General features: G+C 72.0%; 13 protein-coding genes and 3 tRNA genes. 8 read left to right on the top strand and 8 right to left on the bottom strand.

Annotated features, from left to right (window positions below; all coding sequences use genetic code 11):
• Nucleotides 1-5: 5 nt before the first annotated feature.
• The 4 genes from ACIQ5Y_RS06345 to purS form a co-directional block, all read right to left on the bottom strand.
• Nucleotides 6-1178 (bottom strand): hypothetical protein, encoded by a 1173-nt coding sequence (locus tag ACIQ5Y_RS06345; RefSeq protein ID WP_403875554.1) that lies wholly within the window; start codon nt 1176-1178, stop codon nt 6-8.
• A gap of 231 nt (nt 1179-1409) precedes the next feature.
• On the bottom strand, nt 1410-3659 hold the full coding sequence (purL, locus tag ACIQ5Y_RS06340; protein WP_403875551.1) for a phosphoribosylformylglycinamidine synthase subunit PurL: 2250 nt from the start codon (nt 3657-3659) through the stop codon (nt 1410-1412).
• Nucleotides 3656-4336 carry a phosphoribosylformylglycinamidine synthase subunit PurQ gene (gene purQ / locus ACIQ5Y_RS06335; RefSeq protein ID WP_361753490.1) on the bottom strand — a complete coding sequence of 227 codons (681 nt, stop codon included), beginning with the start codon at nt 4334-4336 and terminating at the stop codon, nt 3656-3658. The genes purL and purQ overlap by 4 nt, the downstream gene beginning before the upstream one ends.
• 2 nt (nt 4337-4338) lie before the next feature.
• On the bottom strand, nt 4339-4584 hold the full coding sequence (gene purS / locus ACIQ5Y_RS06330; RefSeq protein ID WP_365172338.1) for a phosphoribosylformylglycinamidine synthase subunit PurS: 246 nt from the start codon (nt 4582-4584) through the stop codon (nt 4339-4341).
• A gap of 326 nt (nt 4585-4910) precedes the next feature.
• Between purS and ACIQ5Y_RS06325 the strand changes: the two genes are divergently transcribed.
• The 8 genes from ACIQ5Y_RS06325 (at nt 4911) to ACIQ5Y_RS06290 (ending at nt 9323) form a co-directional block, all read left to right on the top strand.
• Complete coding sequence (locus ACIQ5Y_RS06325) at nt 4911-5228, top strand: Lsr2 family protein (protein ID WP_376657975.1); 318 nt, start codon at nt 4911-4913, stop codon at nt 5226-5228.
• Between the two features lie 88 nt (nt 5229-5316).
• A tRNA-Gly gene (locus tag ACIQ5Y_RS06320) sits at nt 5317-5388 on the top strand.
• A 72-nt stretch (nt 5389-5460) separates the two neighbouring features.
• A tRNA-Gly gene (locus ACIQ5Y_RS06315) sits at nt 5461-5533 on the top strand.
• Nucleotides 5534-5677: 144 nt separating this feature from the next.
• A complete protein-coding gene (locus tag ACIQ5Y_RS06310; protein ID WP_403875545.1) occupies nt 5678-6601 on the top strand; it encodes an ABC transporter ATP-binding protein in 924 nt (307 codons plus the stop codon).
• Nucleotides 6598-7362 (top strand): ABC transporter permease, encoded by a 765-nt coding sequence (locus ACIQ5Y_RS06305; protein WP_403875542.1) that lies wholly within the window; start codon nt 6598-6600, stop codon nt 7360-7362. Before ACIQ5Y_RS06310 ends, ACIQ5Y_RS06305 begins: the two co-directional genes overlap by 4 nt.
• Before the next feature lie 21 nt (nt 7363-7383).
• The gene (locus tag ACIQ5Y_RS06300; RefSeq protein ID WP_403875539.1) at nt 7384-8619 is read left to right on the top strand and encodes a sensor histidine kinase; all 1236 of its coding nucleotides are present in this window, start codon (nt 7384-7386) and stop codon (nt 8617-8619) included.
• Nucleotides 8616-9227, top strand: a complete 612-nt coding sequence (locus ACIQ5Y_RS06295; protein WP_384585258.1) for a response regulator — start codon at nt 8616-8618, stop codon at nt 9225-9227. The genes ACIQ5Y_RS06300 and ACIQ5Y_RS06295 overlap by 4 nt, the downstream gene beginning before the upstream one ends.
• A 23-nt stretch (nt 9228-9250) precedes the next feature.
• Nucleotides 9251-9323 (top strand) — tRNA-Gly (locus tag ACIQ5Y_RS06290).
• Between the two features lie 45 nt (nt 9324-9368).
• Here the strand turns inward: ACIQ5Y_RS06290 and ACIQ5Y_RS06285 are convergent.
• From ACIQ5Y_RS06285 to purD, 4 genes are all read right to left on the bottom strand, one after another.
• Nucleotides 9369-10274, bottom strand: coding sequence for a phosphoribosylaminoimidazolesuccinocarboxamide synthase (locus tag ACIQ5Y_RS06285; RefSeq protein WP_403875536.1), 906 nt, complete (start codon nt 10272-10274; stop codon nt 9369-9371).
• Nucleotides 10275-10362: 88 nt separating this feature from the next.
• A complete protein-coding gene (locus ACIQ5Y_RS06280; protein WP_403875533.1) occupies nt 10363-11874 on the bottom strand; it encodes a N,N-dimethylformamidase beta subunit family domain-containing protein in 1512 nt (503 codons plus the stop codon).
• 162 nt (nt 11875-12036) lie between these two features.
• Nucleotides 12037-13713, bottom strand: coding sequence for a hypothetical protein (locus tag ACIQ5Y_RS06275; protein WP_403875531.1), 1677 nt, complete (start codon nt 13711-13713; stop codon nt 12037-12039).
• Between the two features lie 298 nt (nt 13714-14011).
• Nucleotides 14012-15265, bottom strand: coding sequence for a phosphoribosylamine--glycine ligase (gene purD, locus ACIQ5Y_RS06270; protein ID WP_403875529.1), 1254 nt, complete (start codon nt 15263-15265; stop codon nt 14012-14014).
• Nucleotides 15266-15275 lie beyond the last annotated feature (10 nt).

Genomic DNA, 15275 nt, shown 5'->3' with positions numbered 1-15275 from the left:
CGACCCTACTCGGGCCCGGGCAGGACGAGCCCGGTGCAGCCGCGCCGCGTCGCCGCCTCGGTGGCGTAGGCCTTGAAGACCTCGTCGAGGCGGGGGCCGAGCACCTCGTCGTACCGGTAGGCCGTGGTCATGCCGAGGACCGCGGGGCGGCCCTGGCAGGTGGCCGAGGCGTACAGGACGAGGTAGTCCCGCCCCGCCTGGCCGGCGGCGATGGACGTGGGCTTCTTCGTGAACGGCTCCACCATGGTTCCGGCCGCCTCGTCACCGAAGTAGGAGAAGGTCCGCAGCCACCAGGGGTTGGTCCAGCGGTCGCTGGGACCCCCGGCGTTCACGCCCTCCGCGAGGAGCCGGGCTTGGATGCCGTGGCGGGTGTCCGTGTCCAGTGCCAGCACGCAGGTCTCGCTCCCGGCCTGCTCCGACACCGGCGTGCCGAGCGCCTTGTCGGGCAGCCGCTCCCGGTCCTGCCGGCCGCGCAGGAAGGCCGCGTACCAGGAGCAGCTGCCGGTGGCCTGCTCGGCGGGGCCCAGGGCGCGTCCCTGGGCGGGCAGCTCGGTGGGCAGTTCGGGCGGGTCGACGGCGCAGCCGCCGCGCTCGGCGGCCTTGACCGCCGCTGTCCGCGCGATCGAGGCCAGCGCCTTGCGTTCCTTGTCGGTCGGGTCGCCGTACCGGGCGGTCGCCGAGGCCCGGAAGGAGGTCACGCCTGCCACGGGCCGGGTGCAGACGGCCGTGATCGAGACGGTGCGGGCGGAGTAGGTCCCGGCGATGCCGTCGCCGAGGGGGGTGGGCAGCGGGTCGCTCACCCGGTCGGTGACGTCCTCGCCGGCGCGCGGGTGGATCCCCGCGTCGAAGGGCTTGTCGTCGGGGTCGATCACGTGGAGGCCCTGCTGCGGGAGCGCGTGCACCTTCAGGCCGAAGTGCACCAGGCGCACGGTCTTGCCGTTCTGCTCCCGCGCGGCCACCAGTACGCACTCGTCCGGCAGTTGGCGGAAGTCCAGATGCTTCCTGGACTTCACCTCGCTCGGCCCCACCTGGTCACGGCCTCCGTCCAGCCGCATCACCGCGTCGGCGTCGACCAGGTCCGCACAGGCCTCCCGGATCGCGGTACGGCTCTCCCCGCGGTGCTGCCACGACTGGTAGGACCCGTACAGGGCCCAGCCGCCGAAGACGACACCGCCCACACCGGCAATGCACAGCAGCAAATTGACCGCATTGCGCCATCGGCCCCGATCCGGCAGTGGCCCGCCAGTGGAAGGCGCCATCGGCTCGAACATCCCCACCCCAGTCCTGTCACTGACTTGCAATCGCGATGACCGGGGTGACGCTACCAACGTGGCCCGCCGCGGCGGAACAACCGAGCCCCCGCCCGGAGGGAATCCGGACGGGGGCTCGTACGCGTGACGCGGGGTCGATCAGGCCAGCAGGGCCGGGATCGTCGCCTCGTGTGCCTCGCGGAGCTCGGCCAGCGGGAGGGTGAACTCGCCCTGGACCTCGATCTCCTCGCCGTCCACCACGCCGATGCGGGCGGCCGGCAGGCCCCGGGCACCGCACATGTCGGTGAAGCGGAGCTCCTCGCTGCGCGGGACCGACACGATGGCGCGGCCCGCGGACTCGGAGAACAGGAAGGTGAAGGCGTCCAGGCCCTCGGGGACCACCACGCGCGCACCGTTGCCGCCCTTGAGGCAGGACTCGGTGAGCGCCTGGATCACGCCGCCGTCCGACAGGTCGTGCGCGGCGTCGATCATTCCGTCGCGCGAGGCGGAGATCAGGATCTCGCCGAGCAGCTTCTCGCGGCCCAGGTCCACCTTCGGCGGCATGCCGCCCAGGTGGTCGTGGACGACCTGGGACCAGGCCGAGCCGCCGAACTCCTCGGCCGTGTCGCCCAGCAGGTACAGCAGCTGGCCGGCCTCCGAGAACGCCATCGGCGTGCGGCGGTTGACGTCGTCGATCACGCCGAGGACCGCCACGACCGGGGTCGGGTGGATGGCGACGTCGCCGGTCTGGTTGTAGAGCGAGACGTTGCCGCCGGTCACCGGGGTGCCCAGCTCCAGGCAGCCGTCCGCGAGACCGCGGCAGGCCTCCGCGAACTGCCACATGACGTCCGGGTCCTCGGGGGAGCCGAAGTTCAGGCAGTCGGAGATCGCCAGGGGCTTGGCGCCGGTCGCGGCCACGTTGCGGTACGACTCGGCGAGCGCCAGCTGGGCGCCCGTGTACGGGTCGAGCTTGGCGTAGCGGCCGTTGCCGTCGGTGGCCATGGCTACGCCGAGGTTGGACTCCTCGTCGATGCGGACCATGCCCGCGTCCTCGGGCTGCGAGAGCACCGTGTTGCCCTGGACGAAGCGGTCGTACTGGTCGGTGACCCACGACTTCGAGGCCTGGTTCGGGGAGGAGACCAGGGCCAGGACCTGCGCGCGCAGCTCCTCGGAGGTCTGCGGCCGCGGCAGCTTGCCCGCGTCGTCCGCCTGGAGCGCGTCCTGCCAGGAGGGGCGCGCGTAGGGGCGGTTGTAGACCGGTCCCTCGTGGGCGACGGTGCCCGGGGGCACGTCCACGATCTGCTCGCCGTGCCAGAAGATCTCCAGGCGCTCGCCGTCGGTCACCTCACCGATGACGGTGGCGATGACGTCCCACTTCTCGCAGATCTCCATGAAGCGGTCGACGTGCTGCGGCTCGACGATCGCGCACATGCGCTCCTGCGACTCGCTCATGAGGATTTCCTCGGGCGAGAGCGTCGCGTCGCGCAGCGGGACGGTGTCCAGCTCGACCCGCATGCCGCCGGAGCCGGCGGAGGCCAGCTCGGAGGTGGCGCAGGAGAGCCCGGCGCCGCCGAGGTCCTGGATGCCCGCGACCAGCTTCTCCTTGAAGATCTCCAGGGTGCACTCGATGAGGAGCTTCTCCTGGAAGGGGTCGCCGACCTGGACGGCGGGGCGCTTGGTGGGCTTGGTGTCGTCGAAGGTCTCGGACGCGAGGACCGAGACGCCGCCGATGCCGTCGCCGCCGGTGCGGGCGCCGTAGAGGATGACCTTGTTGCCCGGGCCGGAGGCCTTGGCGAGGTGGATGTCCTCGTGCTTCATCACGCCGATACAGCCGGCGTTGACCAGCGGGTTGCCCTGGTAGCACTCGTCGAAGACGACCTCGCCGCCGATGTTGGGCAGGCCCAGGCAGTTGCCGTAGCCGCCGATGCCCGCGACCACGCCCGGCAGGACGCGCTTGGTGTCGGGGTGGTCGGCGGCGCCGAAGCGCAGCGGGTCCACGACGGCGACCGGGCGGGCGCCCATCGCGAGGATGTCGCGGACGATGCCGCCGATGCCTGTGGCCGCGCCCTGGTAGGGCTCGATGTACGAGGGGTGGTTGTGCGACTCGACCTTGAAGGTGACCGCGTACCCCTGGCCGACGTCGACGACGCCGGCGTTCTCGCCGATGCCGACGAGCATGGCGTCGTTCTTGGGGGCCTTCTTGCCGAACTGGGCGAGGTGGACCTTGCTGCTCTTGTACGAGCAGTGCTCGGACCACATGACCGAGTACATGGCGAGCTCGGCGCCGGTGGGACGGCGGCCGAGGATCTCGCGGATCCGGGCGTACTCGTCCTCCTTGAGGCCGAGTTCCTTCCAGGGCTGGGAGGCGTCCGGGGTCTCGGTGGCGTTCTTGACGGTGTCGAGGCTCATGCGCTGACCAGCTTCTTCAGGACCGAGGTGAAGAACGGGAGGCCGTCGGTGCGGCCCGTCCCGATCAGCGGCTCGACCGCGTGCTCGGGGTGGGGCATGAGGCCGACGACGTTGCCCGCGGCGTTGGTGATGCCGGCGATGTCGCGCAGCGAGCCGTTGGGGTTCACGTCGAGGTACCGGAAGGCCACTCGGCCTTCGGCCTCCAGTTCGTCGAGCACGCGCTCGTCGGCGACGTACCGGCCGTCCATGTTCTTGAGCGGTACGGAGATCTCCTGGCCGGCGGTGTAGTCGCCGGTCCACGCGGTCTCCGCGTTCTCCACCCGCAGTTTCTGGTCGCGGCAGATGAAGTGCAGGTGGTTGTTGCGGAGCATCGCCCCCGGCAGCAGGTGGGCCTCGGTGAGGACCTGGAAGCCGTTGCAGATGCCGAGGACGGGCATGCCGCCCTTGGCCTGCTCGATGATGGTCTCCATCACCGGCGAGAAGCGGGAGATGGCCCCGGCGCGCAGGTAGTCCCCGTAGGAGAAGCCGCCCGCGAGGACGACCGCGTCGACCTGGTGGAGGTCTTTGTCGCGGTGCCAGAGCGAGACCGGCTCGGCCCCCGCGAGGCGGACGGCGCGCAGCGAGTCACGGTCGTCGAGCGTTCCGGGGAACGTGACGACACCGATGCGAGTGGTCACCGTCAGGCCTCGACCTTCACGGTGAAGTCTTCGATGACGGTGTTGGCGAGGAACGTTTCGGCCATCTTGTGGATGCGGTCGAGGGCGGCCTGGTCGACCGGTCCCTCCACCTCCAGTTCGAAACGCTTCCCCTGGCGGACGTCGGCGATCCCCGCGAAGCCCAGGCGCGGCAGTGCACGCTGCACCGCCTGGCCCTGGGGGTCGAGGATCTCCGGCTTGAGCATGACGTCGACTACGACGCGTGCCACTGGCACTCCCGATGAGGTGGTTGGTGCAAGGCGGTTCCCTCAGCGTACCCGGCCAAAATTTCTACGCGGGTAGATATCCGTAGAGCATGATCACCGACCCGTTTCGGCTTCACCAACGCTTCGCAAAATCCCCAGGAAAAACACGCGCCCGGCATTGCGGCGGGACACGCGGAGAGAATTAACTGGGCTTCGCAATGCAATGGGAATCGCGGTACAAAGGAATCACCCGGGATTCCCGCTCAAAGATGCATTGCCCCGAAACATCCACACAGGCGACATCGCCGCACGTCAGCGGGCGGCGCGTCGCACCGAAGGGACCGATATCCGTGGCGCAGCGCGTAGTGGTCACGCTCTCCGACGACATCGATGGCGGAGAAGCGGCGGAGACGGTCGTGTTCGCTCTGGACGGAAAGTCCTACGAGATCGACCTCAATGTGGCGAACGCAAAGAAACTGCGGAAGAGCCTGGCCCCCTTCGTGGCCGCCGGCCGCCGCCAGTCCCGCTCGGGGAAGGTGTTCAAGCACACGTCCATCGCCCCCGACCCGGCGGTCGTCCGGGCCTGGGCCCGCGCCAACCAGTTCGAGGTCCCGCCGCGCGGCCGCATCCCGAAGAAGATCTACGAGGCCTACAACGCCGCTCACTGAGGGCCGATTTGCCATCCACCCCCATGGATCGGCTAGAGTCTGGATCACGCCGAGGGGCCAGGCCGAAAGGCAAGACCCCGAAGGTCGTGCGGGTGTAGTTCAGTAGCAGAACATCCCTCTTCCAGAGGGAAGGCGCAGTGTGCGATCCCTGTCACCCGCTCTGTATCGCTTTCCGACCACCTCGGTGGATCGGGTAGAGTGATGCAAGTACTGCCCCGGCAGTGCACTGCATGCGGACGTAGCTCAGTTGGTAGAGCACCACCTTGCCAAGGTGGATGTCGCGCGTTCGAGTCGCGTCGTCCGCTCTGTATGAAGAAGGCCTCGATCATTGCGATCGGGGCCTTCTTCGTTATTCCGCTCATTGCGGCAGCGGCCGCCCTGACAAATGTCATCCCGGGCCGTGACAACGCGCACTGCCGACCCCGTGCGGGCGCCGCGAGGCTTGAGCCATGACCACCGACACAGTGATCCAGGCAGAGGGCCTGCGCCGCGGCTACGCCGGGGGCTTCGAGGCCGTACGGGGCGTCTCCTTCTCCGTGGCCCGGGGCGAGGTCTTCGCCCTCCTCGGCACCAACGGCGCCGGCAAGACCTCCACCGTCGAACTGCTGGAGGGACTGGCCGCGCCGAGCGGCGGACGGGTCCGCGTCTTCGGGCTCGACCCGTACGCGCGGCGGGCCGAGGTCCGCCCGCGCACCGGGGTCATGCTCCAGGAGGGTGGTTTCCCCTCCGACCTCTCGGTCGCCGAGACCCTGAGGGCCTGGGGCGGGGTCACCACGGGCGCCCGCCCGGCCGCGGAGGTCCTGGAGCTGGTCGGGCTGGCCGCGCGGTCCTCCGTACGGGTCAAGCAGCTGTCCGGGGGCGAGCGGCGGCGGCTCGACCTGGCGACGGCCCTGCTGGGGCGGCCCGAGGTGCTGTTCCTGGACGAGCCGACCACCGGCATGGACCCCGAAGGGCGCCGGGACACCTGGGCGTTGGTCCGGGAGCTACGGGCGCGGGGCACCACGGTGGTGCTGACCACGCACTACCTGGAGGAGGCCGAGGAGCTCGCGGACCGGCTGGCGATCCTGCACGAGGGGGAGATCGTCCTGTCGGGCCGCCCGGCCGAGGTGACCGCGACCCGGCCGTCCCGGATCCGCTTCACGCTGCCGGACGGGGTGCCGGCGGCCCGGCTGCCCCTCGCGCTGCGCGCGGCGGCCGACGGACCGCGCGTGGAGATCCGTACCGACCGGCTCCAGGAGGACCTCGCCGAACTGCTGGGCTGGGCCCGGGAATCCGGCGTGGAACTGGCCGGGCTCGACGCCCGGTCCGCCTCCCTGGAGGAGGCCTTCCTGGAGATCGCGCAGAACCGACGTGAGAAGGCGGGAGCCCGATGAACACCATGACCCTGAACCCCGGACGGCTCGCCGCGCTGGGCCGCGCCGAGCTGACCCTGCTGGTGCGCAACCGGGCCGCGCTGAGCGTGGCGTTGGCGATGCCGCTGCTGATGGTGTTCCTCCTGCGGTCCTCGCTGGGCGACCTCGGCCGGTCGGCGTCCGTCGGCGAAGCCACCCTGACCGGCGGGATCGGCATGGTGCTGGTCCTCGTCGTGTACCTGAACCTGGTCTCCGCCTACGTGGCCCGGCGCGAGGAGCTCGTCCTCAAGCGGCTGCGGACCGGCGAGGCGAACGACCTGGAGATCCTCACCGGGACCGCGCTGCCGGCCGCCGTGCTGGCTCTCGGGCAGAGTGCCCTCCTCGCGGTGGCGGGGGCGGCCGCCCTCGGCGTACGGATGCCGCGCAACCCGCTGCTGCTCATCGCGGCCGTCCTCGCGGGGATCGTGGTGCTGGCCGGGATGGCCGCGCTGACCAGCGCCTTCACCCGCACCGTGGAGACCGCGGGGCTCACCGCGATCCCGCTGTTCGTGGTGACCGCGGCCGGCTCGGGGCTGTTCGTGCCGGTGGACACGCTGCCGGACGTACTGGCCTCCGCATGCGAACTCCTGCCGCTGAGCGGGGTCATGACCCTCGTCCGGGCCGGGTGGAGCGGCGGCGCGGAGGGGACGGACCTGCTGACGGCCGGCCTGGGGGCGCTGGCCTGGACCGTGATCACCGTGTTTGCTGTCCAGCGGTGGTTCCGGTGGGAGCCGCGGCGCTGAGGCTGATCGGGGGACGGGCACGTGTCGAAGCTGACCGGGTGGTGGAAGAAGCGCAGCAGCGCGGGGAAGGTCGAGCTGTACACGCGCTGGTCCTTCCACTTCTTCGTGCTCCTGGAGATCGTGTCCTTCGGACTGGTCGCCTTCGCCGGTCCTGACAACCACACACCCCGGCCACAGGCGCTCGCGGCCTTCCTGGTGGTCTGCGCGCACTCCGTCATCGTCGGCTTCCTCTCCTCCAGGGCCCTGGACTTCGTCTCCGGCCGTCGCGAGAGGCCGGTCGGGCTCGCGGCGCTGGTGACGGCCCTCACCGCCGCAGCCGTCCTGCTCTTCCTCTTCCTGCGCCGCTTCGGCGCGCTCGACGAGTCCGCCGCGCCGGGACTGGTGGTGGGGGTGAGCTGCTTCGGCTGCGGATCCCTCGTACTCAGCATGGAGAAGGTCCGACACATGAAGTACGTCCCCCCGGTCGCGGCCGCCGGGACCACGGTGGTCGTCGCCGCGTTGGGCCTCGATCTGAACGAGGTCATCGGGTACTTCGTCGCGGTCCTGGTGTCCTGCACCTTCCTCTCCTTCACCTGCGGGTTCTCCGGATGGCTGCTGCGCACCGTCTACGAACTCGACCACGCCCGGGAAGTCCAGGCCCGGCTCGCGGTGGCCGAGGAGCGGCTGCGCTTCGGACGGGACCTGCACGACGTGATGGGCCGCAACCTCGCGGTGATCGCGCTCAAGAGCGAGCTGGCGGTGCAGCTGGCCCGGCGCGAACGGCCCGAGGCCGTGGACCAGATGATCGAGGTCCAGCGGATCGCCCGGGAATCGCAGCGCGAGGTCCGGGACGTCGTACGCGGCTACCGGGAGGCGGATCTCGCGGTGGAGCTGGAGGGCGCCCGCGGGGTGCTGACCGCCGCCGGCATGGACTGCCGGGTCGACTTCGAGGCCGGGCGCCCGCTGCCCGCCGAGGTGCAGTCCGCGCTCGGCTGGGTCGTGCGGGAGGCCACGACGAACGTACTGCGGCACGGGGACGCGCAGAGCTGCGTCATCCGGCTCACTGCGCCCGAGGAGGGTCCCGTGACGCTGGTGGTGGAGAACGACGGGGCCCCCGAGGCCCCCGCGGGGCCGCCCGGATCGGGGCTGGCCGGGCTGCGCGAGCGGCTCGCCGTCCTGGACGGGACCCTGCGCGCGGGGCCCGTGGACGGCGGCCGGTTCCGGCTGCGCGCCGAGATACCCGGACCCCGGACCGAACGACTGGAGGCGTGGGCATGAGTCCCGTACGCGTACTGCTCGCCGACGACGAGCACCTGATCCGGGGCGCCCTGGCGGCGCTGCTCTCGCTGGAGGACGACCTGCTGGTCGTCGCCGAGGCGGCCTCCGGGCCCGAGGCGCTCGCCATGGCACGGGCGCACCGGCCCGACGTGGCGGTGCTCGACCTGCAGATGCCGGGCGCGGACGGTGTGAGCGTCGCCACAACCCTGCGGGCCGAACTGCCCGACTGCAAGGTCATGATCGTGACCAGTCACGGCCGTCCGGGGCACCTGAAGCGGGCCCTCGCGGCGGGGGTGCGGGCCTTCACCCCGAAGACGGTTTCGGCGCAGCGGCTGGCGGAGCTGATCCGTACCGTGCACACCGGAGGACGTTACGTGGATCCGGAGTTGGCGGCCGACGCGATCAGCGCGGGGGACTCCCCGCTGACCGCCCGGGAGGCCGAGGTGCTGGAGCTGGCGGCGGACGGAGCGCCGATCGCGGAGATCGCGGAGCGGGCCTCGCTGTCCCAGGGGACGGTACGGAACTACCTGTCCTCGGCGGCGACGAAACTGGGCGCGGAGAACCGGCATACCGCAGTGCGTCTCGCACGGCGCCGAGGTTGGGTATAGTTGCTCTCGCGCTACGGCGCAGTGCGGACATAGCTCAGTTGGTAGAGCACCACCTTGCCAAGGTGGATGTCGCGCGTTCGAGTCGCGTTGTCCGCTCAGAACGAAGAAGGCCCCGATCATCGATCGGGGCCTTCTTCGTCGTCAGGACCAGGTCTGGCCGGTCAGGCGCTCGTACGCCTCGATGTACTTGGCGCGGGTCTGCGCGACGACCTGCGTCGGCAGGGCCGGCGGCGGCAGTTCGCCCTTCGGGTCCCAGCCGGAGGCCGGGGAGGCCAGCCAGTCGCGGACGTACTGCTTGTCGAACGAGGGCTGCGAGCGGCCCGGCTCCCACTGGTCGGCCGGCCAGAAGCGGGAGGAGTCCGGCGTCAGCACCTCGTCGGCGGCGACGAGGGTGCCGTCCGCGGGGTCGAAGCCGAACTCGAACTTGGTGTCGGCCAGGATGATCCCGCGCTCGCGGGCGATGTCGCGGGCGCGGCCGTATACGGCCAGGGTGGTCTGGCGCAGCAGCGCGGCCGTCTCGGCGCCGGTGGTGCGCGCGACCTCCTCGTACGAGACGTTCTCGTCGTGCTCGCCGACCTCGGCCTTGGCGGCCGGGGTGAAGATGGGGCCGGGCAGCTCGGAGCCGTCCACGAGGCCCTCGGGGAGGCCGAGCCCGCAGACCGTGCGGGTCTGCACGTACTCGGCGAGGCCGGAGCCGGTGAGGTAGCCGCGGGCCACGCACTCGACCGGGACCATGTCGAGGTTCTTGCAGATCAGGGTGCGGCCGGCCCAGTCGGCGGGGGCGCCGTCGGGCAGGTCCGTGGAGATGACGTGGTTCGGGACGAGGTCCGCGAGCTGGTCGAACCACCACAGGGACAGCTGGGTGAGCACGCGCCCCTTGTCCGGGATCTCGGTCGGCAGGACCCAGTCGAAGGCGGACATGCGGTCACTGGCGACCATGACGAGACGGCCGTCCTCGTCGCGGTAGAGGTCTCGCACCTTCCCGGTGTGGAGGTGGACGAGGCCGGGCACCTGCGCCGGCTCAGGTTTTTCGACGAATCCGGACACGGGGTCTCCCTGTGGTTCTGTACGAGCGCGGATCCATTCTGGCGTACCGGGACCCGCGCGCCGGCCAGGGGGTGTGCGACCCCGCCCCTCAGTCCCTCTTGCAGATGCGGTCGAGGAGGTTGGCGGTGGCCCGCTGCACCCGCTCGTCGACGTGCCCGGGGCGGTCCAGGGCGGGGGACCAGGCGAAGGTGCCGGAGGCGAAGACCAGTGCGCCGCTGGGGGCCCGGTACAGGGAGGTCTCCTGGTGGCGGCGGTGGCCCTCGGTGTCGAGGTACGGGGAGTGCGCGAGCAGGATCCGGTCCTGGTGCTCGGGGAGCTGGGTGCGCGGGAAGTAGCGGTCGGCCTCGCCCGCGACCAGGCCGGGCAGCTCGTCGTTCTCCCCGGCTCCGGTGGAGTCCCAGAGCCAGTGCGAGGCGTTGCGCACGATCAGGGGTGCGGGCTCGGGGACCCGGCCGGCGTACTGGATGCCGAGCAACTGCTGCTCCGGGCGGTCCACTTCGCGCCAGAGGCTGGGGCGGCCGGGGCCGCGGCGTTTTCGGCAGGTGAGGAGCCGGTCGTCGACCCCGGAGGGGGAGGGGGCCAGTTCGACCTGCCAGTACATGGTGTTGGCGGAGAGGAAGACGAGCGAGGTGCCGTTGTCGCGGGCGCGCTCGACGGTGCGGCGCATGGGGCCCGACCAGTACTCGTCGTGGCCGGGGAAGACCAGACCGCGGTAGCGGCTGGGGTCGACGCGACCGGCGTGCAGGTCGCGGGTGTCGGCGTAGGCGAGGTCGTAGCCGTAACGCTCGGCCCAGCGGATGAAGTCGTAGGCGTGGCCGACGTGGAGGGGCAGGCCCGCGCCCGCGTAGGGGCGGTCGAAGGACACGGTGATGGCCGCGTCCTGCTCGCCGAGGAGGCGGCCCTCGTCGTCCCACGCGTGGTAGAGGCTGGCGCCGGTGCGGCCGTCCTCCGGGTAGAGGTTGTAGGCCTGCCAGGTGATGTCGGGGAGCAGCAGGAGCAGGTCCGCGGGGTGGTCGTCGCGGACGGTGAAGGGGATGTGGGAGCGGTAGCCGTCGACGGTGGTGAGGACGGCCACGTAGGCGCCGACGCTCCAGTAGGAGGGCACCTGGAGGCGCCAGGAGAGCCACCAGTGGTGGCAGGAGACGGTCCGGTCGGCGGTCAGCGGGGCCGGCTGGACGATGCCGGAGAGCCGGGGGCTGGTGGTGATCTTCGAAGCGCCGTCGCCGCCGTAGTGGCCGATCCGGTAGACGTCGACGGAGAACTGCTGGGGCGGGTCGACCGTGATGTGGAAGTCGATGGCCTCGCCGGGGGCGACGGCTCCGGTGGAGGCGAAGCCCTTGATCTGGCGGTGTACGTCGTCGGCGGTGAGGGGGCCGCCGGTGCCGCGGGCTCGGGGGATCCGGCCCGTGCCGGTGCCGGTGCCGGTGGCCGCACCCACCGCCGCTGCGACCGGGTCGACGTACCAGGGGACGACCTGGCCGGTGTCGTCGAAGTAGAGCTCGCTCCCCCGGAACCAGGGCAGCGGGCCCTGTCCGAAGGGGTCGGTCACCGCGTGCGCGAGCGCACCTGACTCCCAGCGCCGGATCTGGTCCGCACCCATGTACCCGCTCCCCTCCCTCGCTCCCCCGGACGTGCGTGCATCAAGCCGGTCCCAGCACATCACATAACGCACTCAGTCCGTCACCGTTCGTCGCGAATTGACGTGACCGGAACATTGGGATCCGCTTGTGCGTGCGACCCGTAGCCCGCTGGGGGAAGTTCCTCAGACGAGCCGGACGGGCTTCTCGGGACGTACGCCGAACTCCGCGAGCCAGCCCCTCAGGGGCTCCGGGTCCCCGTCCTCGACCAGGCACAGGACGAGCGGCGCCAGGTCGGAGCAGCGGGCGCCGCCGACGAGCAGCACCGGACCGTCCAGCCAGTCGAGGCCGGGAGCGGCCCCCGCCGAGTCCACGGCGGCGCAGCACACCATCGCCGTGACGTGGTCGGCCAGCAGGTCCCGCCCGGTGCGCGGCGGCTGGAGCGGGAAGAGCGGTACGCAGTCCCCGCCGTGCTCCTTCGCGGTCCGGGGACGCGCGGCCCCGGCGGCCCGCTCCTCGCGGGCCAGGTCCCCGCTGAGCCGCCCGGCCAGCGCCTCGCCGGCCGCACCGCTGCCCGAGGGGTCGGTGAGATGGCCGAGCACGCGCTCCAGGGTGGGGCCGGCGAAGCCGTCCTCCGCGGGTGCCGGGGAGGCATGGGCGCCGACGGCGGCCGTACCCGGGCACGTGGGGACGGACAGGGCGTCCAGCGCGGCGTGCAGGCGGGCGGCCTCGGTACGCCACTTGCGGTCCACGACCTCCTCCGGATACGCCGCCCAGTCCACCGGGGACCAGTCCGGACCGGCCTCGGCCGGGCCGCCGTGGAAGAGCCGGGCGGCGAGCAGCGAGGCCGCCTCGTCGACGACTCCGGGGCGCTCCAGCAGATCGCAGGCGGGGCGCTCGCCGAGCCGCGAGGTGAACCCGTCGGCCAGCCGGTCCCGCCGGGACAGCTCCGTCAGCGCGGAGACCACCCCGGCGTCGAGGTGCGCGGGCCAACGGCCCATCCGCCAGGCGGGCAGCGCGACCCGGGTCAGCAGCCGGTCCCAGCCCGCGTAGGCGAGGCCGACCTGCTCCTGGGCGACGATGCGCAGCCCGTAGTCCACACCCTGTGCACGGTCCGAGGCGGCCGCGGCCACCCCGCGCTCCATCTCGGCGGCGTCCACCCGGCACAGCCGCAGCAGCAGCCGGGCCGCGGCGGCGATCCAGCCGAGGCCGCGCCGGTTGCCCACGTCCACGGCGGCGTCCAACCCGCGCACGAAGCCACGGGCGTCGGCTATGTCGGGGTGCGCGGAAGGTCCCGTACCGGCGACGACCGGCGCGAGGACGGCCCGCAGCTCGGCGACCCGCATCCACCACAGGAACGGCGAGCCGATCACCAGCACGGGGGCGGCGCCAGGCTCCGTCTCCGGGCCCGTGGTTCCGGCCATGCCGACGGCGCCCTGACGGTGGGCCGGGTGGGAGCGGTCCTCCAGCCAGCTGTCGCAGTCCGGGGTCAGGGCTATCGCGGAGGGCGCCGGGACGTCCATCCGGTCGGCCAGGTCCCGCACGAGCCGGTAGAGATCGGGCGCGGACCCTTCCGGGAGCGGCACGGTGGGCGTCACGGCGGGGCTCGCCCTCAGCACCACCGCGGCGAAGATCCCGCCGACGAGCAGCACCAGGGCGGCGACCACGCAGACGACGAGGGTCACCACGGGCCAGGGGTCACCGGCCAGCCGGCCCGTCATCCGGGCGCTGACCAGCACCACCGCGAGGGCGGCGGGCAGCAGCCCGAGGGCCAGGGCCGTACTGCGCACGCGCAGCACGGCCAGGGCTCGGGAACGCGCGGAGGGCGCGCTCACTTCCACGATCGAACCGGTTCCGGACACGGCCGGACCTCACCCCCTCTGCCCTGCGGCGACGTTGCTCACTCCCCCACTGTGACACCCGCCACTGACATCGCAATGCCGGTGGGCCAAGTGCCGGAATGCTTGGCATCGCACCCTAGTTGGGGCTCGTCCGGGCGTCAGGCAGACCGGGTGAGATCACCCGATGGAATGGCTTTGGGTAAAGCTGGGTGCGTTCGAACGCGGCCGGATGCACTCGCACGCGAACACGCCCGCGGGCCCGGGCGCGGGGTGTGCGCTCCGGGCCCGCGGGTCTGCGTAGCCACTGGTCAGCGGGGGCTCAGCCGGTCTGGGCCGCCTTGGCGGCGATGTCCGTACGGTGCTGCGACCCGTCCAGTCGGATCCGCGCGACGGCCTTATACGCCTTCTCGCGGGCCTGCGCCAGATCGGAACCGGTCGCCGTCACCGACAGGACGCGGCCGCCCGCGCTGACGACGGCGTCGCCCTCGCGACGGGTGCCGGCGTGCAGCACGTACGCGTCGGGGCCGTCCTCGGCGGCCACCTCGGCGAGGCCCTCGATCGGGTCCCCGGTGCGGGGGGTGTCCGGGTAGTTGTGGGAGGCGATGACCACCGTGACGGCGGCGTCCTCGCTCCAGCGGAGCTCGGCCTGGGTGTCCAGGGTGCCGTTGGCCGCGTTCAGCAGCACGCCGGCGAGCGGGGTGCGCAGCCGGGCCAGGACCACCTGGGTCTCGGGGTCCCCGAAGCGGGCGTTGAACTCGATGACCCGTACGCCGCGGCCCGTGAGCGCGAGACCCGCGTACAGCAGGCCGGAGAACGGGGTGCCGCGGCGGCGGAGCTCGTCGACGGTCGGCTGGAGCACGCTCGCCATGACCTCGTCGACCAGCTTCGGGTCGGCCCAGGGCAGCGGGGAGTACGCGCCCATGCCGCCGGTGTTGGGGCCCTCGTCGCCGTCGAGCGCGCGCTTGAAGTCCTGCGCGGGCTGGAGCGGGAGCACGGTGACGCCGTCGGTGATGGCGAAGAGGGAGACCTCGGGGCCGTCGAGGTACTCCTCGATGACGACGCGGTCGCAGGCCAGCGCGTGGTCGCGGGCGGCGGCGAGGTCCTCGGTGACCACGACGCCCTTGCCGGCCGCGAGGCCGTCGTCCTTGACGACGTACGGGGCGCCGAAGGCGTCGAGGGCCGCGTCCACCTCTTCCGGGGTGGTGCACAGGTAGCTGCGCGCGGTCGGGACGCCGGCCGCGGCCATCACGTCCTTCGCGAAGGCCTTGGAGCCTTCGAGCTGCGCGGCTTCGCCGGACGGGCCGAAGACGGGGATGCCGGCCGCGCGGACGGCGTCGCCGACTCCGGCGACCAGCGGTGCCTCCGGGCCGACGACGACCAGGGCGGCGTCGAGCTCGGTGGCGAGGCGCGCCACGGCGTCGCCGTCGAGGGGGTCGACGTCCCGCAGCTCGGCCACATCCGCGATCCCCGCGTTACCGGGGGCGCAGTACAGCGCGGAGACGTCGGGGTCGAGGGACAGAGAGCGGCACAGGGCATGTTCGCGGGCGCCGCCGCCGATGACGAGGACCTTCACGCCATGAAGC

The organism is Streptomyces sp. NPDC096339, from assembly GCF_044762985.1.
Taxonomy (GTDB): Bacteria; Actinomycetota; Actinomycetes; order Streptomycetales; family Streptomycetaceae; genus Streptomyces.
This window is presented reverse-complemented; position numbering and strand designations above follow the sequence as displayed.